Origin of the sequence: Salinibacterium sp. SWN248 (assembly GCF_015864575.1) — a bacterium.
In the GTDB taxonomy this organism is placed as follows: Bacteria; Actinomycetota; Actinomycetes; order Actinomycetales; family Microbacteriaceae; genus Rhodoglobus.
In genome coordinates, this window is record NZ_JADYWW010000001.1 from 1,259,643 (window position 1) to 1,276,711 (window position 17,069).

21 protein-coding genes are annotated in these 17,069 nt (G+C 61.7%); 15 read left to right on the forward strand and 6 right to left on the reverse strand.

What is annotated here, in order from left to right:
• Positions 1-11 precede the first annotated feature (11 nt).
• The gene (locus I6E73_RS05970; RefSeq protein ID WP_197109682.1) at positions 12-575 is read right to left on the reverse strand and encodes a histidine phosphatase family protein; all 564 of its coding nucleotides are present in this window, start codon (positions 573-575) and stop codon (positions 12-14) included.
• 55 nt (positions 576-630) lie between these two features.
• Between I6E73_RS05970 and ftsY the strand changes: the two genes are divergently transcribed.
• Positions 631-1,500, forward strand: coding sequence for a signal recognition particle-docking protein FtsY (ftsY, locus tag I6E73_RS05975; RefSeq protein ID WP_197106064.1), 870 nt, complete (start codon positions 631-633; stop codon positions 1,498-1,500).
• A 67-nt stretch (positions 1,501-1,567) separates the two neighbouring features.
• Here ftsY and I6E73_RS05980 read toward each other — a convergent pair whose 3' ends face one another.
• Both I6E73_RS05980 and I6E73_RS05985 read right to left on the reverse strand, forming a co-directional pair.
• A complete protein-coding gene (locus I6E73_RS05980; RefSeq protein WP_197123845.1) occupies positions 1,568-2,089 on the reverse strand; it encodes a gamma carbonic anhydrase family protein in 522 nt (173 codons plus the stop codon).
• A 50-nt stretch (positions 2,090-2,139) separates the two neighbouring features.
• Positions 2,140-3,021, reverse strand: a complete 882-nt coding sequence (locus tag I6E73_RS05985) for an LLM class flavin-dependent oxidoreductase (RefSeq protein ID WP_197123847.1) — start codon at positions 3,019-3,021, stop codon at positions 2,140-2,142.
• A 77-nt stretch (positions 3,022-3,098) separates the two neighbouring features.
• Here I6E73_RS05985 and ffh point away from each other — a divergent pair, with 77 nt between their 5' ends.
• The 7 genes from ffh to I6E73_RS06020 all read left to right on the forward strand — a co-directional run bounded on the left by ffh (position 3,099) and on the right by I6E73_RS06020 (position 8,430).
• Positions 3,099-4,667 carry a signal recognition particle protein gene (gene ffh / locus I6E73_RS05990; RefSeq protein WP_197123849.1) on the forward strand — a complete coding sequence of 523 codons (1,569 nt, stop codon included), beginning with the start codon at positions 3,099-3,101 and terminating at the stop codon, positions 4,665-4,667.
• A gap of 80 nt (positions 4,668-4,747) precedes the next feature.
• On the forward strand, positions 4,748-5,530 hold the full coding sequence (locus tag I6E73_RS05995; protein ID WP_197123851.1) for an LLM class F420-dependent oxidoreductase: 783 nt from the start codon (positions 4,748-4,750) through the stop codon (positions 5,528-5,530).
• 194 nt (positions 5,531-5,724) lie between these two features.
• A complete protein-coding gene (gene rpsP / locus I6E73_RS06000) occupies positions 5,725-6,174 on the forward strand; it encodes a 30S ribosomal protein S16 (protein ID WP_197106059.1) in 450 nt (149 codons plus the stop codon).
• Between the two features lie 3 nt (positions 6,175-6,177).
• A complete protein-coding gene (locus I6E73_RS06005; protein WP_010203243.1) occupies positions 6,178-6,414 on the forward strand; it encodes an RNA-binding protein in 237 nt (78 codons plus the stop codon).
• Between the two features lie 48 nt (positions 6,415-6,462).
• The gene (rimM, locus tag I6E73_RS06010; protein WP_197123853.1) at positions 6,463-7,071 is read left to right on the forward strand and encodes a ribosome maturation factor RimM; all 609 of its coding nucleotides are present in this window, start codon (positions 6,463-6,465) and stop codon (positions 7,069-7,071) included.
• 16 nt (positions 7,072-7,087) lie between these two features.
• On the forward strand, positions 7,088-7,774 hold the full coding sequence (trmD, locus tag I6E73_RS06015; RefSeq protein ID WP_197123855.1) for a tRNA (guanosine(37)-N1)-methyltransferase TrmD: 687 nt from the start codon (positions 7,088-7,090) through the stop codon (positions 7,772-7,774).
• A gap of 44 nt (positions 7,775-7,818) precedes the next feature.
• Positions 7,819-8,430, forward strand: coding sequence for a hypothetical protein (locus tag I6E73_RS06020; RefSeq protein WP_197123857.1), 612 nt, complete (start codon positions 7,819-7,821; stop codon positions 8,428-8,430).
• Positions 8,431-8,499: 69 nt separating this feature from the next.
• Here the strand turns inward: I6E73_RS06020 and map are convergent, their stop codons facing one another.
• Complete coding sequence (gene map / locus I6E73_RS06025) at positions 8,500-9,267, reverse strand: type I methionyl aminopeptidase (protein ID WP_197123859.1); 768 nt, start codon at positions 9,265-9,267, stop codon at positions 8,500-8,502.
• Positions 9,264-9,929: a TetR/AcrR family transcriptional regulator gene (locus I6E73_RS06030; RefSeq protein ID WP_231599661.1), complete on the reverse strand. Its 666-nt coding sequence runs from the start codon at positions 9,927-9,929 to the stop codon at positions 9,264-9,266. Before I6E73_RS06030 ends, map begins: the two co-directional genes overlap by 4 nt.
• A gap of 31 nt (positions 9,930-9,960) precedes the next feature.
• On the opposite strand from I6E73_RS06030, the gene I6E73_RS06035 reads away from it, so the two are divergent.
• The 5 genes from I6E73_RS06035 (at position 9,961) to I6E73_RS06055 (ending at position 12,731) form a co-directional block, all read left to right on the forward strand.
• The gene (locus I6E73_RS06035) at positions 9,961-10,446 is read left to right on the forward strand and encodes an MFS transporter (protein WP_197106055.1); all 486 of its coding nucleotides are present in this window, start codon (positions 9,961-9,963) and stop codon (positions 10,444-10,446) included.
• Between the two features lie 130 nt (positions 10,447-10,576).
• Positions 10,577-10,924, forward strand: a complete 348-nt coding sequence (rplS, locus tag I6E73_RS06040) for a 50S ribosomal protein L19 (RefSeq protein ID WP_129071803.1) — start codon at positions 10,577-10,579, stop codon at positions 10,922-10,924.
• Positions 10,925-10,990: 66 nt separating this feature from the next.
• On the forward strand, positions 10,991-11,746 hold the full coding sequence (gene lepB, locus I6E73_RS06045; protein WP_197123861.1) for a signal peptidase I: 756 nt from the start codon (positions 10,991-10,993) through the stop codon (positions 11,744-11,746).
• Positions 11,747-11,749: 3 nt separating this feature from the next.
• Positions 11,750-12,385, forward strand: coding sequence for a ribonuclease HII (locus I6E73_RS06050; protein WP_197123863.1), 636 nt, complete (start codon positions 11,750-11,752; stop codon positions 12,383-12,385).
• A 22-nt stretch (positions 12,386-12,407) separates the two neighbouring features.
• Complete coding sequence (locus I6E73_RS06055; protein WP_009772690.1) at positions 12,408-12,731, forward strand: DUF2469 domain-containing protein; 324 nt, start codon at positions 12,408-12,410, stop codon at positions 12,729-12,731.
• 72 nt (positions 12,732-12,803) lie between these two features.
• On the opposite strand, the gene I6E73_RS06060 is transcribed toward I6E73_RS06055, so the two are convergent.
• The gene (locus tag I6E73_RS06060) at positions 12,804-15,731 is read right to left on the reverse strand and encodes an FAD-binding and (Fe-S)-binding domain-containing protein (RefSeq protein WP_197123864.1); all 2,928 of its coding nucleotides are present in this window, start codon (positions 15,729-15,731) and stop codon (positions 12,804-12,806) included.
• Between the two features lie 28 nt (positions 15,732-15,759).
• On the opposite strand from I6E73_RS06060, the gene I6E73_RS06065 reads away from it, so the two are divergent.
• Together I6E73_RS06065 and I6E73_RS06070 are read left to right on the forward strand one after the other, a co-directional pair.
• The gene (locus I6E73_RS06065; protein ID WP_197123866.1) at positions 15,760-16,380 is read left to right on the forward strand and encodes a LysE/ArgO family amino acid transporter; all 621 of its coding nucleotides are present in this window, start codon (positions 15,760-15,762) and stop codon (positions 16,378-16,380) included.
• 106 nt (positions 16,381-16,486) lie between these two features.
• Entirely contained in the window at positions 16,487-16,975 is a 489-nt protein-coding gene (locus I6E73_RS06070) for a hypothetical protein (RefSeq protein ID WP_197123868.1), read from the forward strand.
• The last annotated feature ends 94 nt before the right edge of the window (positions 16,976-17,069 follow it).

Genomic DNA, 17,069 nt, shown 5'->3' on the forward strand with positions numbered 1-17,069 from the left:
AGCGGTTACTGCTAGTCGACGCGCGAGAGCGGTTCGCCATTGACGGTGTGCACACACCAGCCCGTGTGCAGCTTTTCGACCGTCGATACCGAGCCATTGAGAATGTGGTCGAAGTCACGACCGGCCAGTTGCGAAAGCGTGTAGCGGATGATCGTGCCGTGGCACACGACGATCACCTTTTTGCCGGGGTAGTCCTGAGTCACCTCGTTGAGGGCAGCGATTCCGCGCTCGACGACGTCATGGAGTGATTCGAGTCCGGGGTAGCCGCTGTGGTTGGGCCAGCGCTCGTTGATCTCAGGGGTCGTGAGGCCTTCGCCTTCGCCATAGTTGCGCTCAATAAGCAGGTCGTAGCTGCGACCGAGCTCGAGACCCAAACCGTCGGCGATGATCTGGGCAGTTTCGCGGGCACGCTGCAGGGGAGAGCTGACGATAACGTCCCACTCGGAGCCCCGCAATACCTCTACGGCCTCCCGTGCCTGCTCGCGACCGGTGTCGTTGAGGGGAATGTCGCTGGAACCTTGCATGCGTCCAGCAGCGTTCCAGTCAGTTTGGCCGTGGCGAATCAATGAGAGCATCTAAAAACCCTAGCGCGGTTAGGGAAGCAGCATGAACCTGCCTTAACCTGTAGTCATGGCAGCATCCTGGTCGCTCTCGGGCGCACTCAAATCAATGTTCGCGCGCGACACGATCGACGCGGAGACCTGGAGTGACCTCGAAGACGCAATGATCTCGGCCGACTTCGGCCCCGACATCACTGAATCCGTTATCGACGAGCTACGGGCAAGTGTCGCGCGTTTCAAAACTGACGACCCTGCAGACCTGAAGCGGATGCTGCGCGAAACCCTCGAGGAACGTCTCGCCCGCCTCGACCCGACTCTCACCCTCAGCGCCCGCCCCGCAGTCGTGCTGGTCGTGGGTGTCAATGGCGTCGGAAAGACCACCACGATTGGCAAGTTCACCAAGTTCCTCGTTGGCCACGGCCGCACGGTGGTCGTGGGGGCGGCTGACACGTTCCGTGCTGCTGCCGTTGAGCAGTTGGCGACGTGGGCGGAGCGCGGGGGAGCCGAAATCGTGCGCCCCCAGCAGCAAGGTCAAGATCCGGCATCCGTCGCCTTCCAAACGGTCGAGCGCGCTCAGCGCGAGGGCATCGACATCGCGATCATCGACACCGCTGGTCGTTTGCAGACCAAGAGCGGTCTGATGGATGAGCTTGGCAAGATCCGTCGCGTTGTCGAAAAGCAGACGGAGATCGCTGAAGTGTTACTCGTGCTTGACGCGACAACCGGCCAAAACGGTGTCGCTCAGGCAGAAGCGTTCATTCAGCACGCGGGTGTGACCGGTCTCGTCATTACGAAGCTTGACGGCTCAGCAAAGGGTGGCTTCGTGCTCGCCGTTCAGGAGCGCACGGGCATCCCGATCAAACTCGTTGGGCAGGGTGAGGGCATCAACGACCTCACCGGTTTCACCCCGCACGTCTTCGTGCAGGGCCTCGTCGGCTAGTTGCCGGTTGCTAGTTGTCGGACGCGCGGGTATCGGTCGCCCAGGCGCGACGAGTAAGCGCCTCGCGCTAGTTGCTGACCGCCTTGTGCGCCGCAGAGAGCTCGAGGTAGTGCGCGGCGTTCTCCCGAACGCCAGCTTTCTCCTCGTCGCTGAGTTCGCGGCGAACCTTTGCTGGCACGCCGGCGACGAGTGATCCGGGCGGAATCACGGTGCCTTCGAGCACAACAGCGCCGGCGGCGACGAGTGATCCGGTTCCGATTACGGCTCCGTTGAGCACGGTGGCGCTCATGCCGATGAGGCAGTCGTCTTCGACGGTGCAGCCGTGGAGTACGGCGCCGTGACCGACGCTCACTCCGGAGCCGACGGTGGTGGGGATGCCTTCATCGCAGTGCACGGTGACGTTGTCTTGCAGGTTCGAGCCTTCGCCGATCGTGATGGCGTCGGTGTCGCCGCGCAGAACGGCGCCGTAGAAGATACCGACGCGCTCGGCCAAGGTGACATTGCCGATGAGCGTGGCGTTGGGCGCAACGAAGGCGCTGTCGGCGACGGAGGGGGTTTGTCCGGCGAGGGTCACAATGAGAGCTGTCATGTCTCTAAGCTATCGCGTGCTGCGTGCGGGCTTCGCGTCACTGTGGACGCTCAGCGGGAGAAGCGGGAGGCGATCTCGATCAGCACGCTTTCCTTACCGACGTAGATGCCGTCGGCGCGGGGCCAGTGGCCAATCACATCGGTGAAGCCGAGGGCGTCGGCGCGACCCACAGCGTCTTCCCACGTGTCGACGCTTTCCAGACTGAACTGGGGTGCGCCATCCAAATTGAGGTAGCGATCAATGCTGCCGGATGCTCGGCCGGCCTTCTCGAGGGCGTCATCCATGCGCGCGGAGGCGTCGGCGACAATCTGCCACCACTCGTCGAGGGTGTCGGCGGTGCGGCCGAGGGTGAGCCAGCCATCGGCCAGTTCGGCGGTAAGCCGTAGGCCGCGAGGGCCTTCGGCGGCAACCACGAAGGGTAAGCGCGGGCGCTGGGCTGGTGCCCCGACCATCCGCGCGTTCACTGCGGTGAACCAGTCGCCGCTGAAGCTGATGCCGCCGCTGCCGGGATCTTCGAAGCGCAGCAACTCGTCGAGGCCGCGCACAAACTCTTCGAAGCGCGCGTGACGTTCGCGGGGGCTGAGTTCGGCTTGACCGAGCACTGTTGAGTCGAAACCGGTGCCACCCGAGCCAACGCCGAGCAGAAAGCGGCCAGCGCTCACGTCGTCGAGAGTTGCCAATTCTTTGGCGAAGGGAACCGGATGCCGGTAGTTGGGCGAGGCGACAAAGGTGCCGAGCCCGATGCGGTTCGTGACGCTCGCGGCTGCCGTGAGGGTCGGAACGGTGGCATACCACTGCTCGTCGGCGAGGGACCGCCACGACAGGTGGTCGTAAATCCAGGCGTGATCGAAGCCCATTTCTTCGGCGTGAATCCAGCGATGTTGGGCTTCAGCCCAGGGCTGTTGGGGCAGTATGACGATTCCGTGTCTCACGTTCTCACCCTACTCGGAGCCCCTGTCGGCGTTGTGGAGTCGCAGCACAGCCAAAGACACCTTAAACTGGTGGCATCATGGCCACTTTTGGAAATCTCACCGACCGCCTCGCGGATACCTTCAAGAACCTGCGCGGCAAGGGCAAGCTCAGCGAGGCGGATGTCGATGGCACCGTTCGCGAGATTCGCCGTGCCTTGCTCGATGCTGACGTTGCGCTCGAGGTTGTCAAGGAGTTCACGGGTCGCGTTCGCGAACGTGCGCTTGGCCACGAAGTTTCTGGTGCGCTGAACCCGGCGCAGCAGGTGGTGCAGATCGTCAACGACGAGCTCGTCACGATTCTGGGTGGCGAGGCTCGCCGCATCGAGTTCGCGAAGAACCCGCCGACGGTCATCATGCTCGCGGGTCTGCAGGGTGCCGGTAAGACGACCCTCGCCGGAAAGCTCGCGAAGTGGCTCGCAGCTGACGGCCACACGCCGCTGTTGGTCGCAGCTGACCTCCAGCGCCCGAACGCTGTCACCCAGTTGCAGGTTGTTGCCGAGCAGGCTGGCGTCGCCGTCTTCGCTCCCGAGCCGGGCAACGGCAAGGGTGACCCGGTCAAGGTCTCCAAGCAAGCGATGAAGTTTGCCAAAGACAAGCAGCACGATGTTGTGATCATTGACACCGCTGGTCGTTTGGGTGTGGATGCCGAGCTCATGAAGCAGGCAGCCAACATCCGCAAGGCTGTCGACCCTGACGAAGTGCTCTTCGTTATTGACGCAATGATCGGTCAAGACGCCGTCAAGACCGCTCGCGCCTTCCAAGAGGCCGTGGACTTCACGGGTGTAGTGCTCACCAAGCTCGATGGTGACGCTCGCGGTGGTGCAGCGCTCTCCGTTGCCTCCATCACCGGTCGTCCGATCATGTTCGCGTCGACGGGTGAAGGTCTTGGCGACTTCGAGCCGTTCCACCCCGACCGTATGGCCAGCCGCATCCTCGACCTCGGTGACATCCTCACCCTCATCGAGACGGCGCAGAAAACCTTCAACGAAGAAGAGTCGCGCAAGGTTGCCGAAAAGTTTGCGACAGACACATTCACTCTTGATGACTTTCTGCAGCAGATGCAGCAGCTCAAGAACATGGGCTCGATCAAGAGCATGCTTGGCATGCTTCCCGGTGCGAAAGGCATGCGAGAGCAGCTCGACAACTTCGATGAGTCGGAGATCACGCGCACTGAGGCCATCATCCAGTCGATGACAAAGCAGGAGCGCACCACGCCGAAGCTCCTCAACGGTTCGCGCCGCGTGCGTATTGCGCGTGGTTCGGGAACGACTGTCACCGAGGTGAACGCGCTCGTGAATCGCTTCGAGCAGGCCGCGAAGATGATGAAGACGGTTGCTAAGGGTGGAACGCCTCAGATCCCGGGAATGGGCCCGATCCCTGGTGGCCACGGCGGCAAGTCCGCTAACGCCAAGAAGAACCAGAAGAAGAAGGGTTCCAAGTCTGGCAACCCCGCCAAGCGCGCTGCAGAAGAGGCAGCTCGCGCTCAGGGTGCTGTCGAAACCTCTGCACCCGCCGGCTCTGGCTTTGGTCTTGGCGGTTCGAAGCCTGCCGCTGGGGGACCGTCACCAGAAGAACTCGAAAGCCTACAAAAGTTCCTCGGGCGCTAGCCGCTAGCACTTTTTGACCCTTCCGTCGCCGGTGCTGCACCACTCTTCGTGGTGTGTGCGGGAGGGGATATTGTGGAGCTATGACACAGAGCCGCCCCGTTCGTATTGCCGTTCAGCTTCAACCTCAGCACGCCGAATATTCGGTCATTCGTGACCGCGTAAAAGAGCTTGAACAGCTGGGTGTTGACGTTCTCTTCAACTGGGATCACTTCTTCCCGCTCTACGGCGAGCCCGACGGGCTGCACTTTGAAGCGTGGACCGAGCTGGCATCGTGGGCTGAGATGACGAGCCGCGTCGAATTCGGCACGCTCGTGAACTGCAATAGCTACCGCAACCCCGATCTGCAGGCCGACATGGCTCGCACCCTTGACCACATCAGTGGTGGCCGCTTCATCTTCGGTACAGGCTCAGGCTGGTTCGAGCGCGACTACCAGGAGTACGGCTACGAGTTCGGCACGGCCGGCTCGCGGTTGGATGCTCTTGCTGAAGCACTGCCGCGCATCGAGTCGCGCTGGGAGAAGCTCAACCCGCCGCCCACGCGCAAGATCCCTGTTCTTATCGGTGGTGGGGGAGTGAAGAAGACTCTCAAGCTTGTCGCCAAGCACGCCGACATCTGGCACAGCTTCGCCACGGGCGAGGAGTTGGTGCACAAGCTCGAGGTGCTTGCCGGTCACTGCGAAACCGTCGGCCGCGACATCAACGAGATTGAGCTCTCGAATGAGTTGCGCGAGAAGAGCGTTGAAGATGCTGACAGCATGCGCGAGCAGGGCATCACCCTCTTCACGCTCGGTATTACGGGGCCCGATTACGACCTCACGACTACCAAGCAGTGGCTTGCGTGGCGGGACTCTCAGAACGGCTAAAGGCACCTCTTTGGGGCTTTATTGGCGATCGGTTCCCCAAGCCGTCAAAACTCTGGCAGAATAGGCGGTTGAGTCCTCCGTAGCCCGACCCTCTAATCAGGCCCGGATGGAATCCACTAGAGCTTTTCTGCCGAGTGTGCCCCCACGCTCACGGCTAGCGGTTCGCCACCAATAACATTTAAATCAGGAGAATTGTGGCTGTAAAGATTCGTTTGAAGCGCATGGGCAAGATCCGTGCACCCTACTACCGCATCGTCGTTGCCGACTCGCGCAAGAAGCGCGATGGCCGTGTCATCGAAGAAATCGGAAAGTACCACCCCACCGAGGAGCCCTCGTTCATCGAGGTCGAGTCCGAGCGTGCACAGTACTGGTTGAGCGTTGGCGCGCAGCCTAGCCCGCAGGTTGAGGCAATCCTCAAGCTGACCGGCGACTGGGGCCAGTTCAAGGGTGACAAGAACGCTGTAAGCACCGTCAAGGTCAAGGAAGCCAAGGCAGAGTTCCAGGCTGACGAGAAGAAGAAGCCTGTTCTCAAGCCCAAGGCTGAGAAGGCAGAGCCCAAGGCTGAAGAAGCACCTGCTGCAGAAGCTCCCGTCGCTGACGAGGCTGCTGCTGAAGCACCTGCCGCCGACGCAGACAAGGCTTAGCAATTGCTCGCTCCCGCGCTCGAACACCTCGTTAAAGGCATCGTCGATCACCCCGAAGACGTTCAGGTCGTTGCAAAGAACACGCAACGCGGCGAACTCCTCGAGGTTCGCGTGCACCCAGAAGATCTTGGCCGTGTAATCGGTCGCTCTGGTCGCACCGCGAAAGCACTGCGAACGCTGATCACGGCTCTGGCCGATGGTCGCAAGGTTCGTGTCGACGTCGTCGACACTGACTTCTAAGCAGTGGGCGAAGTAAAGATTCCCCGAGAAGGTCGCACACAGCTGCGAGTGGGGCGTCTGACGAAGGCTCACGGGCTTAAGGGAGCCGTCAAAGTAGAGATGTACACGGATGCCCCGGAACGTCGTTTCGTTCCGGGCGCCGTGTTTTCTCTGCAAGTGCCGACAAGTTCGGCCTGGCATGGCAAGACACTAGAGCTCATTGAGCTCAAGTGGTTCAACGCACAACCGGTCGCGTTCTTTAAGGGCGTTCCTGACCGCAGTGCCGCTGAGAAGCTCGTCAAGGCAATTCTGTGGATCGATCACGATCCCAACGAAGCGCCAGAAGAAGACGCGTGGTTCAACCACCAGCTGATCGGCCTCACCGTTATCCGTGACGGCAAAAAGGTCGGCACTCTCGCTCAGGTAGATCATTTCCCCGGGCAAGACCTGTTGACGGTCACGACCGACAACGGCGACGTTCTGGTTCCTTTCGTGAAATCGATTGTGGCCAGCGTCGACATCGAAGCGGGCGAGATGGTTGTTACTCCGCCTCCCGGACTCTTCGAGGAGATTGCGGAAGACGCATCCGAAGAGCCCACAGAAACGGTCGTAGAAACGGTCGAAAAAGAGACGCCGAGCGCAGCTTCTGACGAGGCTGACGCGCCCGAGTGCGACTAGTAGCGAAGGTCACCGCGTGCGCATCGACATCGTGACGATCTTCCCTGATTTTTTCGGGGTGCTCGATATTTCCCTTCTGGGCAAGGCTCGCGAGCGGGGAATCATCGATTTGGGCGTGCACGATTTGCGCGACTACACACACGATCGTCATCGCACCGTCGATGACACTCCCTATGGTGGTGGCGCTGGCATGGTCATGCGCCCCGAACCGTGGGGAGAAGCGCTGGATGCCGTTCTCACGCCCGAAACGGTAGTGATCGTTCCCACGCCTGCCGGAGTTCCGTTCACGCAGGCTGCAGCCCGCGAACTGGCTCTCGAGAAGCATCTCGTCTTTACGTGCGGCCGCTATGAGGGCATCGATCAGCGCGTGATCGACTACGCGGCATCCACTGTTCGGGTTCGTGAGATCAGCCTCGGCGATTACGTGCTCAATGGGGGAGAAGTTGCCACGATGGCGATGATCGAGGCGATTGGTCGTCTCGTGCCAGGTGTGATTGGCAACCCCGAAAGCCTCACGGAGGAGAGCCACGAACAGGGCCTTCTCGAATACCCCAGCTACACCAAGCCATCGACGTGGCGTGAGCGTACTGTGCCTCCGGTGCTGCTCAGTGGCAACCACAAGGCGATTGCCGATTGGCGTCATGCGCAGCAGGTCGAGCGCACCAAGCGCGTCCGCCCCGATCTCTTGCCCGACGCGGAGTAGTACAACTTTCTTCGCGTCTCAGCCCCCTGTGTAAGCATGGAGCCATGACGATCAGAGTGACGCCCGGCTCCTTTTTCGCAGCGATTGCGGCAGTTGCGTTGCTGGCTGGCTGCACCGCGACTGATGCTGATTCTTCGGACTCGTCGTCGACGGATGCCGCGACGCCAGCGCCAGCATCAACGGCAAGCTCCGAAGGTGGAGCGGGTGAATCGAGCGACTCGACCCTCACCACTCGACGGATGACGGTCGACGATGTCACGTTCGCCGATTTCACCGCGAGCCCGCTCCCGGATGGTTACGCGCAGTCTGCGGTGTCGGTGGATGCGTGGCCGTCAGTTGACGTGCTCGTCGACGCCACTGACGCCGAAGTTGTGCAGGCTCGGGGAGAGTTGGCGGCGACGCTCGGCGGAGCGGACATGGTCATCACCGCTGAGGTGCCGTCGTGCGAGCTCATCGCCGTCTGGGTGCTTCCGCAGCCCGATAGTCTGCGCGTCGGCCACGAAACCAACCCGTCTGCGGTCGGATGCTCGGCGCCGACCACCTACGACGTGCTGTTTGCAATCCCGAAGGCAGGAACTAACAGCGAAGGCAGCTGGGACTACACCAGCGCGGTTGCGCCGATTCAGCTCGAGCGTCGCGTCGGCACCCAAAGTTAGAGCTGACCGCTTTCGAGAACGCTGGCGTGCGGTCTCGATACGTTGGAGTTAAGTGCGCGCGGACTGCTCCTACTTGCGAGCGGTAAGGACGAGCGGGCCATCCGGAGTCACGGCAACAGTGTGCTCGAAGTGAGCCGCGCGAGAACCATCGACGCTGCGCAGGGTCCAACCATCGTCATCCGTGTAAATGTCATCGGTGCCGATCATGAGCCAGGGCTCGATCGCGAAGACCAGTCCCGGCTTGAGCGGCATTCCACGACGGGCTTTTCCATCGTTGGGGATGTGCGGGTCGCCGTGCATTTCGCGGCCAACGCCGTGCCCACCAAAGTCCAAGTTCACTTCGTAGCCGGCACCGTAGGCGACATCACCGATCGCGGCCGAGATGCCGCCGATGCGATTGCCAACGATAGCCGCGGCAATGCCAGCATCGAGGGCGCGAGAGGTGGCATCCATGAGCTTGAGGTCTTCGTCACGGGGAGTGCCCACGGCGAAGGTGATCGCAGAGTCGGCAACCCAACCATCGACCGCAACAGCGAAGTCGAGGCTCAGGAGGTCGCCATCTTTCAGCGTGTAGTCGTGGGGGAGGCCGTGCAGCGCCGCGTCGTTGACGGAGGTGCAGATGACCTTGCCGAACGGCGAAGCACCAAACGAGGGGTGGTAGTTGATGTAGCAGCTCTCCGCGCCACGCTCGCGAATCATGCTGTGGGCAAGCGCATCGATCTCGAGCAGGTTCACGCCCACTTTGGATGCCGCTTCGGTAGCGGTGAGGACGCTGGCGACAAACTCGCCTGCCGCCTTCATCTCATTAATTTCGGCGGGGGTTCTCAACTCGATCATGCGGTAGCTGCCTCTTTCGTGTGCGGTGCCAAGAGTTGCGCAATGAACTCTCGGAGCTTGTCGATAAACGGTTCTTCACCGCGCGGGTCATACAAGAATGCACGCTCCAACAGCGAATCGGCGATTTCTACCGTCACTTCGATGTCGAAAGCGAGGGCATCCGAGGCGGGAACTTCGTAAGTGGTGACAAGAAGGTCGGTCAAGATCTCTGCCAGCGCCGTGTTGTTGCTTTTGCGATCAACGTTGAAGCGGCGGTCGATGATGTTGCCGAACGACAACACTCGAAAGCCTGGCTCGGTGCGGCAAAACTCGACATAGAGGTCGATGGCGGTGTTGAGAGCCTCAAGGCCCGTTGTCGCACGCTTCGCGAGGGTTGCCGAAAGCCCGGCGCGATATTTATCGAAGTTGCGTGACGCGAGGCCGCGAAGAAGCGACTGGATGTTGGGGAAGTAGCGATAGATAACGCCAACCGAGGAGCGTGACCGCTTTGCGACTTCACTCGTGGTGAGGGCATCAATGCCTATTTCGTCGAGCAGTACAGCGGCCGCATCGAGGAGGACGTTGATTCGTTCTGCGCTTCGCTGCTGCACTGGTTCGGTGCGAACGATCGCGGTGTTGGGCACGGGGGACACCAAGTCTTTCGGTTCGATGCTTCTCAGCATTCCTGATCACATCGAAGATACCCTGAGAAGCATGATGATCAGGCGTGCGTTTTATTACTGGCAGTTCATCGCGGTACTTGTCTTGCCCGTGTGGGTACTGATTGCGCGCGGAATTTACGGGTCGAGCGTGGGCTGGGACTTCGTTCTGTTTCTCATCCTGTGCCCCATCTTGGCTTTCGCGCTGCTCGCTATTGCCGGTCTCACCGTCGCCCGCAAGAGCGTTCGTGATTCGAAGAGCGTCTCGTGGATCGATGCGGGGCTGCTTACTGTGTGGCATGCCGCGATCATCATTTACGGCTTTGTGGATGCGCCGTTCCCGGCCGCACTCATTGTGATCGTCGCCATTGCAGCGTTCTGGATCGCCCTCTGGCAGCTGGTTACCGAGACACGCAACCGTTTCACGAGCCTCGTTGAGGGCTTCGAGCGCGATGCCCAACGGCCAACCCACCCGGGAGAGAAGCTCGACAATGGTCGTGTGATCATCCTCGAACCGGATGAGAATGGTAATTTCGACTAAATCTGTGGCAGAATTGTCGATTGTGCTCGCGCACGACTCTGCCATGAGGGCGTCGTAACCGCTTGAAGCACAAACTTTCTTATCTAACTAAGTGTGTTCGACTCATGGCGGGCGCAGAGAGCGATCACTAATGCATATTCTCGATGGCGTCGACAAGGCGTCTCTCAAAGACAACATTCCTGACTTCCGTGCCGGCGATAACGTCAAGGTTCACGTAAACATCATCGAAGGTACGCGCTCGCGTATTCAGGTGTTCCAGGGCGTAGTTATCGGTCGCTCGGGCCACGGCGTTCGCGAGACCTTCACGGTCCGCAAGGTCAGCTTCCAGGTCGGCGTAGAGCGTACCTTCCCGGTTCACTCGCCCGTCATCGACCACATTGAGGTTGTATCGCGCGGACTCGTCCGTCGCGCCAAGCTGTACTACTTGCGCGATCTTCGCGGCAAGAAGGCAAAGATCAAAGAGAAGCGCGACAACTAACACGACTCGCAATTCACAAACCAACGGCTCCCAGCGGCATATGCTTGCTGGGAGCTTTGGGGTTAAATGACAAACGAAACTGTTGAAAACACGCTGCCGGGCAGCCGTGGCGGTACTCGCCATGCAGCCAAGAAGACCGGCGGGTGGAAGCTTTTCCTTCGCGACTTAGTAATCATCTTTGTCGCGGCGATTCTGATCTCTTTCCTGATCAAGACTTATCTGGTGCGGTCGTTCTATATTCCGTCGTCGTCGATGGAAAACACTCTCCAGATCGATGACCGCATTCTGGTCAATCAGCTCGAACCTGACCTCTTTGCCATTGAGCACGGCGATGTTGTCGTCTTCACCGATCCGGGTGGCTGGCTCCCTGCGATCTCTAGCGAACCGCAGAACTGGTTCGTCGGCACCGTGGACGGCGTGCTTGCTTTCGTCGGGCTCAGCGCTCCCGACAGCAGCAACCACCTCATCAAGCGCGTCATCGGGCTTCCGGGCGATAGCGTGGAATGCTGCAATGAATTCGGGCAAATTATTGTCAACGGCATCCCGCTGGAAGAGCCGTACATCAAGCTTCCCGACGCGGTCACCAAGGCCACTCAAGAAGATTTCTCTGTCACCGTTCCCGACGACTCCATCTGGGTGATGGGTGACAACCGCTACAACTCTGCTGACTCCGCCTTTCACAAAGACGATCCCACCGGCGGTTTCGTGAAGATCGATTCTGTCGTCGGCCGCGCCATGCTCATCAGCTGGCCAACCGAGCGCTGGAGCATCCTCGATAACTACTCCACGACGTTCCAGCGGGTCACGCAGAACGCCGAGTAGACGGTGGCAGTAGCAGACCCGAATAGCGACGTTGAGCTCGAACTCTTTCGGGCGGGCGCGCTGGCAGTTATAGGGTGCGATGAGGTAGGGCGCGGCGCGATTGCGGGCCCCGTTGGTGTCGGCATGACGGCGATGACTCCGGCGCATGGTGACTGGCCGGTAGGCCTTCGCGATTCCAAGATGCTCAGTCAGAAACGTCGCGAACTCCTCGAGCCGCTCACTCTCGAGTGGGCGCCGCTTTCCGCTGTTGGATACGCGGATGCCACCGAAATCGACTCCATCGGAATCACCGCTGCCCTCGGGCTCGCCGGCAAGCGCGCGCTCATCCAATTGCACGAAGCGGGGCTCGACATCATGTCGTCCATAGTGCTGTTGGACGGCAGCACCGACTGGCTCAGCGGTGCCCTAACCGTTGCGCCGCGAGTGCACACCCGCGTCAAGGCCGACCGTGACTGCGTATCGGTGGCTGCGGCATCCGTGGTAGCCAAAGTGCAACGCGACAAGCTCATGATCGAAGCCGACGGGGAGTACCCGGGCTATGGCTGGCCGAGTAACAAAGGCTACGGTTCGGCAGCTCATTTCGAGGCCGTGCGCAGTCTTGGTGCCACCGAACTTCATCGGCACACATGGTTGCGGTAGTGCGGCCTACAATAAGGGCAGCATGGATGAAGACGAGTTTGAAGACTACGACCGTGAGGTCGAGCTTGCGCTGTATCGCGAATACCGCGATGTAGTGAGCCAGTTCCGTTTTGTAATTGAGACGGAACGGCGGTTTTACCTCGCCAACGAGGTCGATTTGGTGCGCCGCGATACGGAGCACGACTTCTACTTCGAGCTCTCGATGACCGACGTGTGGGTGTGGGATGTGTACCGTTCCGACCGCTTCGTGAAGAGCGTGCGCGTGCTCACGTTCAAAGACGTCAACATCGAAGAACTCAGCGCCAAGGATCTCGAACTGCCGAAGGAGCTCGCGCTCGACGAATAGCGCGTGTCGCTGGTTGGCCTGCTGCAGTTGTTACGGGGTTGGGTCGGCGTCGGTTTGGTGAGGGTATGCCGCTTAGCGCTCGGGCAGTGCTGCGGCGAGAACTTCCGCGAGATGCTTGCCCTCGGTGTTCGCGAGTTGTGATGCCTGGGTGCGGCACGAGAAGCCGTCGGCGATCAGAGTGCTGTCGGATGCCGCTTCACGCAGAGCAGGCAGGATGCCGTTCTCGGCGACCGCGACCGACACGTCGTAGTGTCTTTTCTCCATGCCAAAGTTTCCGGCGAGCCCGCAGCATCCGCTGATCTCGGTGACGGTTGCTCCCGTGGCGGCGAGCAGCGCGCGGTCGGCGTCAAAACCCATGACGGCATGTTGGTGGCAGTGCGGTTGAACGACAAAGGTGTGGTTGCTGAGGGCGGGCGGGGTCCATGTTTGTGGTCCCAGCGGTGCCGGTGCGGTGAGCAGCTCGGAAAGCGTAAAAGTTGACCGGGCGACGGCTGCCGCTGCGGGGTCGTCGGGCAGAAGCTCAGTCAGATCTGAGCGCAACACGGCCGTGCACGACGGTTCGATGCCGATAATCGGGATGCCGCGGTCGACATAGCCGGAGAACTCGCTCACCAGGTCGGTGAGTTTCTGGCGCGCACCCGCCAACTGCCCGGTGGTGATCCAGGTGAGGCCGCAACACACATCGCGTTCCGGAAGCAGGATCTCGTAGCCAGCCGCATCCAGCACACGAATCGTGGCGCGGGCGATATCAGGCGAGAAGTTGTCGGTGAAGGAGTCAGCCCAGAGGAGGACTTGGGGGCGCGGGGCTGAGTGGCGGTCCGCGGTTTCGGCTGCTGAGGTGGCGGGGGTTGAGGTGCCGGGGGTTGCCCGTCCAGCGCTGGTTGCCGCGGCCGGGGGCGCCGCGCGCAGGGCGCGAGCCTCGGCGCTCGAGCGGAAGGGGTGACGGGCGAAGGCGGGGAACGTGCGCCGAGCATCCATGCCACCGGCCCAGAGGGCGATGCGGCGCACGAGCGGCACGCGCAGTAGGGAGTTCGCGAGCGGGGCGAGCGGCGAGATCAGGCGCGCCCAGCGTGGCAGTTGGCCGAGGAGGTAGTGGCTGCGCGGGCGGAGTTTTCCCTCGTAGCGGCGGTGCAGCACTTCGGCTTTGAGGGTGGCCATGTCGACGCCGGCGGGGCAGTCGCTCGCGCAGGCTTTGCAGGAGAGGCAGAGGTCGAGGGCGTCGCGCACTTCTGGCGAGTTCACGCCGCCCGAGACGAGCGAGCCGTTGGCCATTTCTTGCAGTACGCGGGCGCGGCCGCGAGTGGAATCCTTCTCGTCGCCGGTCTCCAAGAACGACGGGCACATGACACCGTGGCTGGCCGAGTTATCGGCACGACACTTGCCGACGCCAACGCAGCGATGGCTGGCCGTTGTGAGGTCGCCGTCGTCGTCGCTCAACGCGAAACCATTGACCTTGATGAGCGGCAGCGCGACCGGGCGGCGCAACGCGGCATCGACCGGCGCCGGGTCGACAACGATGCCCGGGTTCATCAGATTGTTCGGATCGAAAAGTCTCTTGAACTGCCCGAACAGCTCGATTGCGGCCGGCGAATACATGCGCGGCAGCAGCTCGCTGCGTGCGCGACCGTCGCCGTGTTCGCCCGACAGCGACCCGCCATGGGACGCCACAAGGGTGGCGGCGTCATCCACGAAGGCTCGCAAAACTGCGCCATCCGTCGCGAGAGGAATATCGAGCCGAACATGAACGCAACCGTCGCCGAAATGGCCGTACGGCATCCCCTCGATGTTGTAGTCGGCCAGCAGGGCGTCGAAGTCTCGAAGGTAGGCGCCGAGGCGCTCCGGAGGTACGGCGGCGTCTTCGAAACCGGGCCACGCTTGTTTTCCGGATGCCGTGCGACCGGCCAGCCCGGCACCGTCTTCTCTGATGCGCCACAGTTGTGTCGCGGCCGCCGAATCGGTGATGACGCGGGACTCGATTGCCTCAGCATCGGCGGCGAGACGGTTCGCGCGCTGGAGAGTCTCGGCGGGGTCGTCGCCCGTGACCTCGACGAGCAGCCAGCCGGCGCCCGCGGGCAGGGCGGCAACGGCGCGGGCTCCGCGCGTGCGGCTCACAGCATCCACGATTCGGGCGTCGAGTCCTTCAATGGCGCTGGGATGGTGGGGGAGAAGCGCGGGCACGGAGTCGGCGGCGGTCGCCATATCGGGATAGCCGAGGGCGACGAGCAGCGGATGCTGGGGCTGGGCCACGAGGTCAACGGTTGCCTCGAGCAGCGTCACGAGGCTGCCTTCGGTGCCCACGAGACTGCGGGCCAAGTTGTTACCGTGCTCGGGCAGGAGGTGTTCGAGACTGTAGCCCGACACCTGACGGCCGAAGCGCCCCAGCTCGGTGCGGATCGTCGCGAGGTTACTGCTGATAAGGGCAGGGAGACCATCAACGATGGTCGGGTCATTAGCCGCGGTGAAGCGTCGCCCGAGGCCATCGACCACATCGAGGCTCTTCACATTGTCGGCGGTTTTGCCGAACTGCAGGGAATGAGCTCCGCAGGCGTTGTTGCCGATCATGCCTCCGATGGTGCAGCGCGACCACGTAGAGGGATCGGGGCCGAAGCGCAGACCATGAGGCTGCGCGGCGGATTGGAGGGTGGCCAACACGGTGCCCGGCTGCACGCGGGCGGTTCGGGCATCCGCATCGACCTCAAGAACGTGGTTCAGATGGCGAGAGAAATCGAGCACGATGCCGCTGCCGATTGCGTTGCCCGCGACTGACGTTCCAGCACCGCGCGAGGTAAGGGGAGTGCCGCTGTCGCGAGAGACGGAAAGCGCGGCCAGCACGTCGTCGGTGTCGCGCGGAAACACGACCACGTGCGGCACAACCCGATAGTTCGAGGCATCGCTCGAGTATTCGGCACGGCGCCGCGTGGAGTCATCGACCTCGCCGCGCACCGCAGAAATCAGTGCGTGAACGAGGTCACGGTGCTCCGGCGATGGCGTGGTCGGCATGCACCCATTCTGCCCCTAGAGTCATCTCATGCTCTCGATCTTTGCCGTCGTCGTCGCCGGGCTCGGCTTTGGGCTCTCGCTGATTATTGCCATCGGCGCCCAAAACGCGTTCGTCCTGCGGCAAGGGCTGCGGCGGGAACACGTCACCGCAGTGGTGCTCGTGTGCATGCTCTCCGACATCGTGTTGATTACCGCCGGTGTTGCTGGCCTCGGGGCGCTCATCGAGCAAGCGGGTTGGCTCTTGATCGTCGCCCGCGTCGGCGGCGCACTCTTTTTACTCGTCTACGCGTTCTTGTCGCTTCGTCGGGCAACCCGTCCGCAAGCACTCACCGCAACAGCATCCGGAACGGGGATGACTCTCGCTGCAGCCCTCTCCACAGCGCTCGCGCTCACCTGGCTCAACCCGCACGTGTACATCGACACCGTGCTGTTGCTCGGCTCCATCGGCGGAACCTATGGCGACGACCGCTGGTGGTTCGCGCTCGGGGCGTGCCTCGGCAGCGTGATCTGGTTCACGGCGATCGGCTACGGCAGTCGCTATCTGCGACCCCTCTTCGCTAAGCCGATGGCGTGGCGGGTGCTCGACATCCTCATTGCGGCGGTCATGGTCGTGCTGGCGGGCAGCTTGATCGCCGGGTTATTCGCGTAGCTGCGCCCCGCGGTCTGTGCTCTGCACCCTGTGCGCCCGAAAAAGGTTTCGTGACAATTCGTTAGATTCGCTAGGCGGATGCTCGGCTGAGTGTTAGAAATCGACTATGCGTATTTGTGGAGTCGCTCTTGTCGGTGTCGCGGTTGTTCTCGGACTTTCCGGGTGCGTGTCGGCGGAGCCACAAGTATCGGAGTCTTCGGGGGCTTCGGGTGATGCAGGCGAATCGAGGATGTCGTTCTTGAGCGCGGACCCCGGCATGCAGCGATCAGGTTTCAGCGACGCAATTCTCTTTGAGCAGGTAGACGTGGGTGCCCACGAGTATTCGCTCCCGCCGCTCAGCGACTCGGTTGATCAGCTCTTTCTCGCCATCGGCTGCGACCGGACATCGGAGTTTGAACTCTTTCTCGTGTCCGACGGAGAAGTTGTGGACGGAGTGCAGGCAAACGACTGTGCGAGCGAGCGCGGAACTGCGGCAGCAACCAGCATTACGGAGCCGTTCGACGTTGACCCGTCCACTCTGAAGCTCAGGGTTACCGTCGACGACGGTGTGTGGTTCAGCGTCTCGGTGTTTGAAGCGGGCGGTACGACCGGCTAGATCACTAGTCCTCCCCATCGGGGTGCGTGGGCGAGTCTTCTCCCACATCGTGCCGCGCCACGTTCTCAGTTGTGCCCAGGCGCGACTCTTGAGC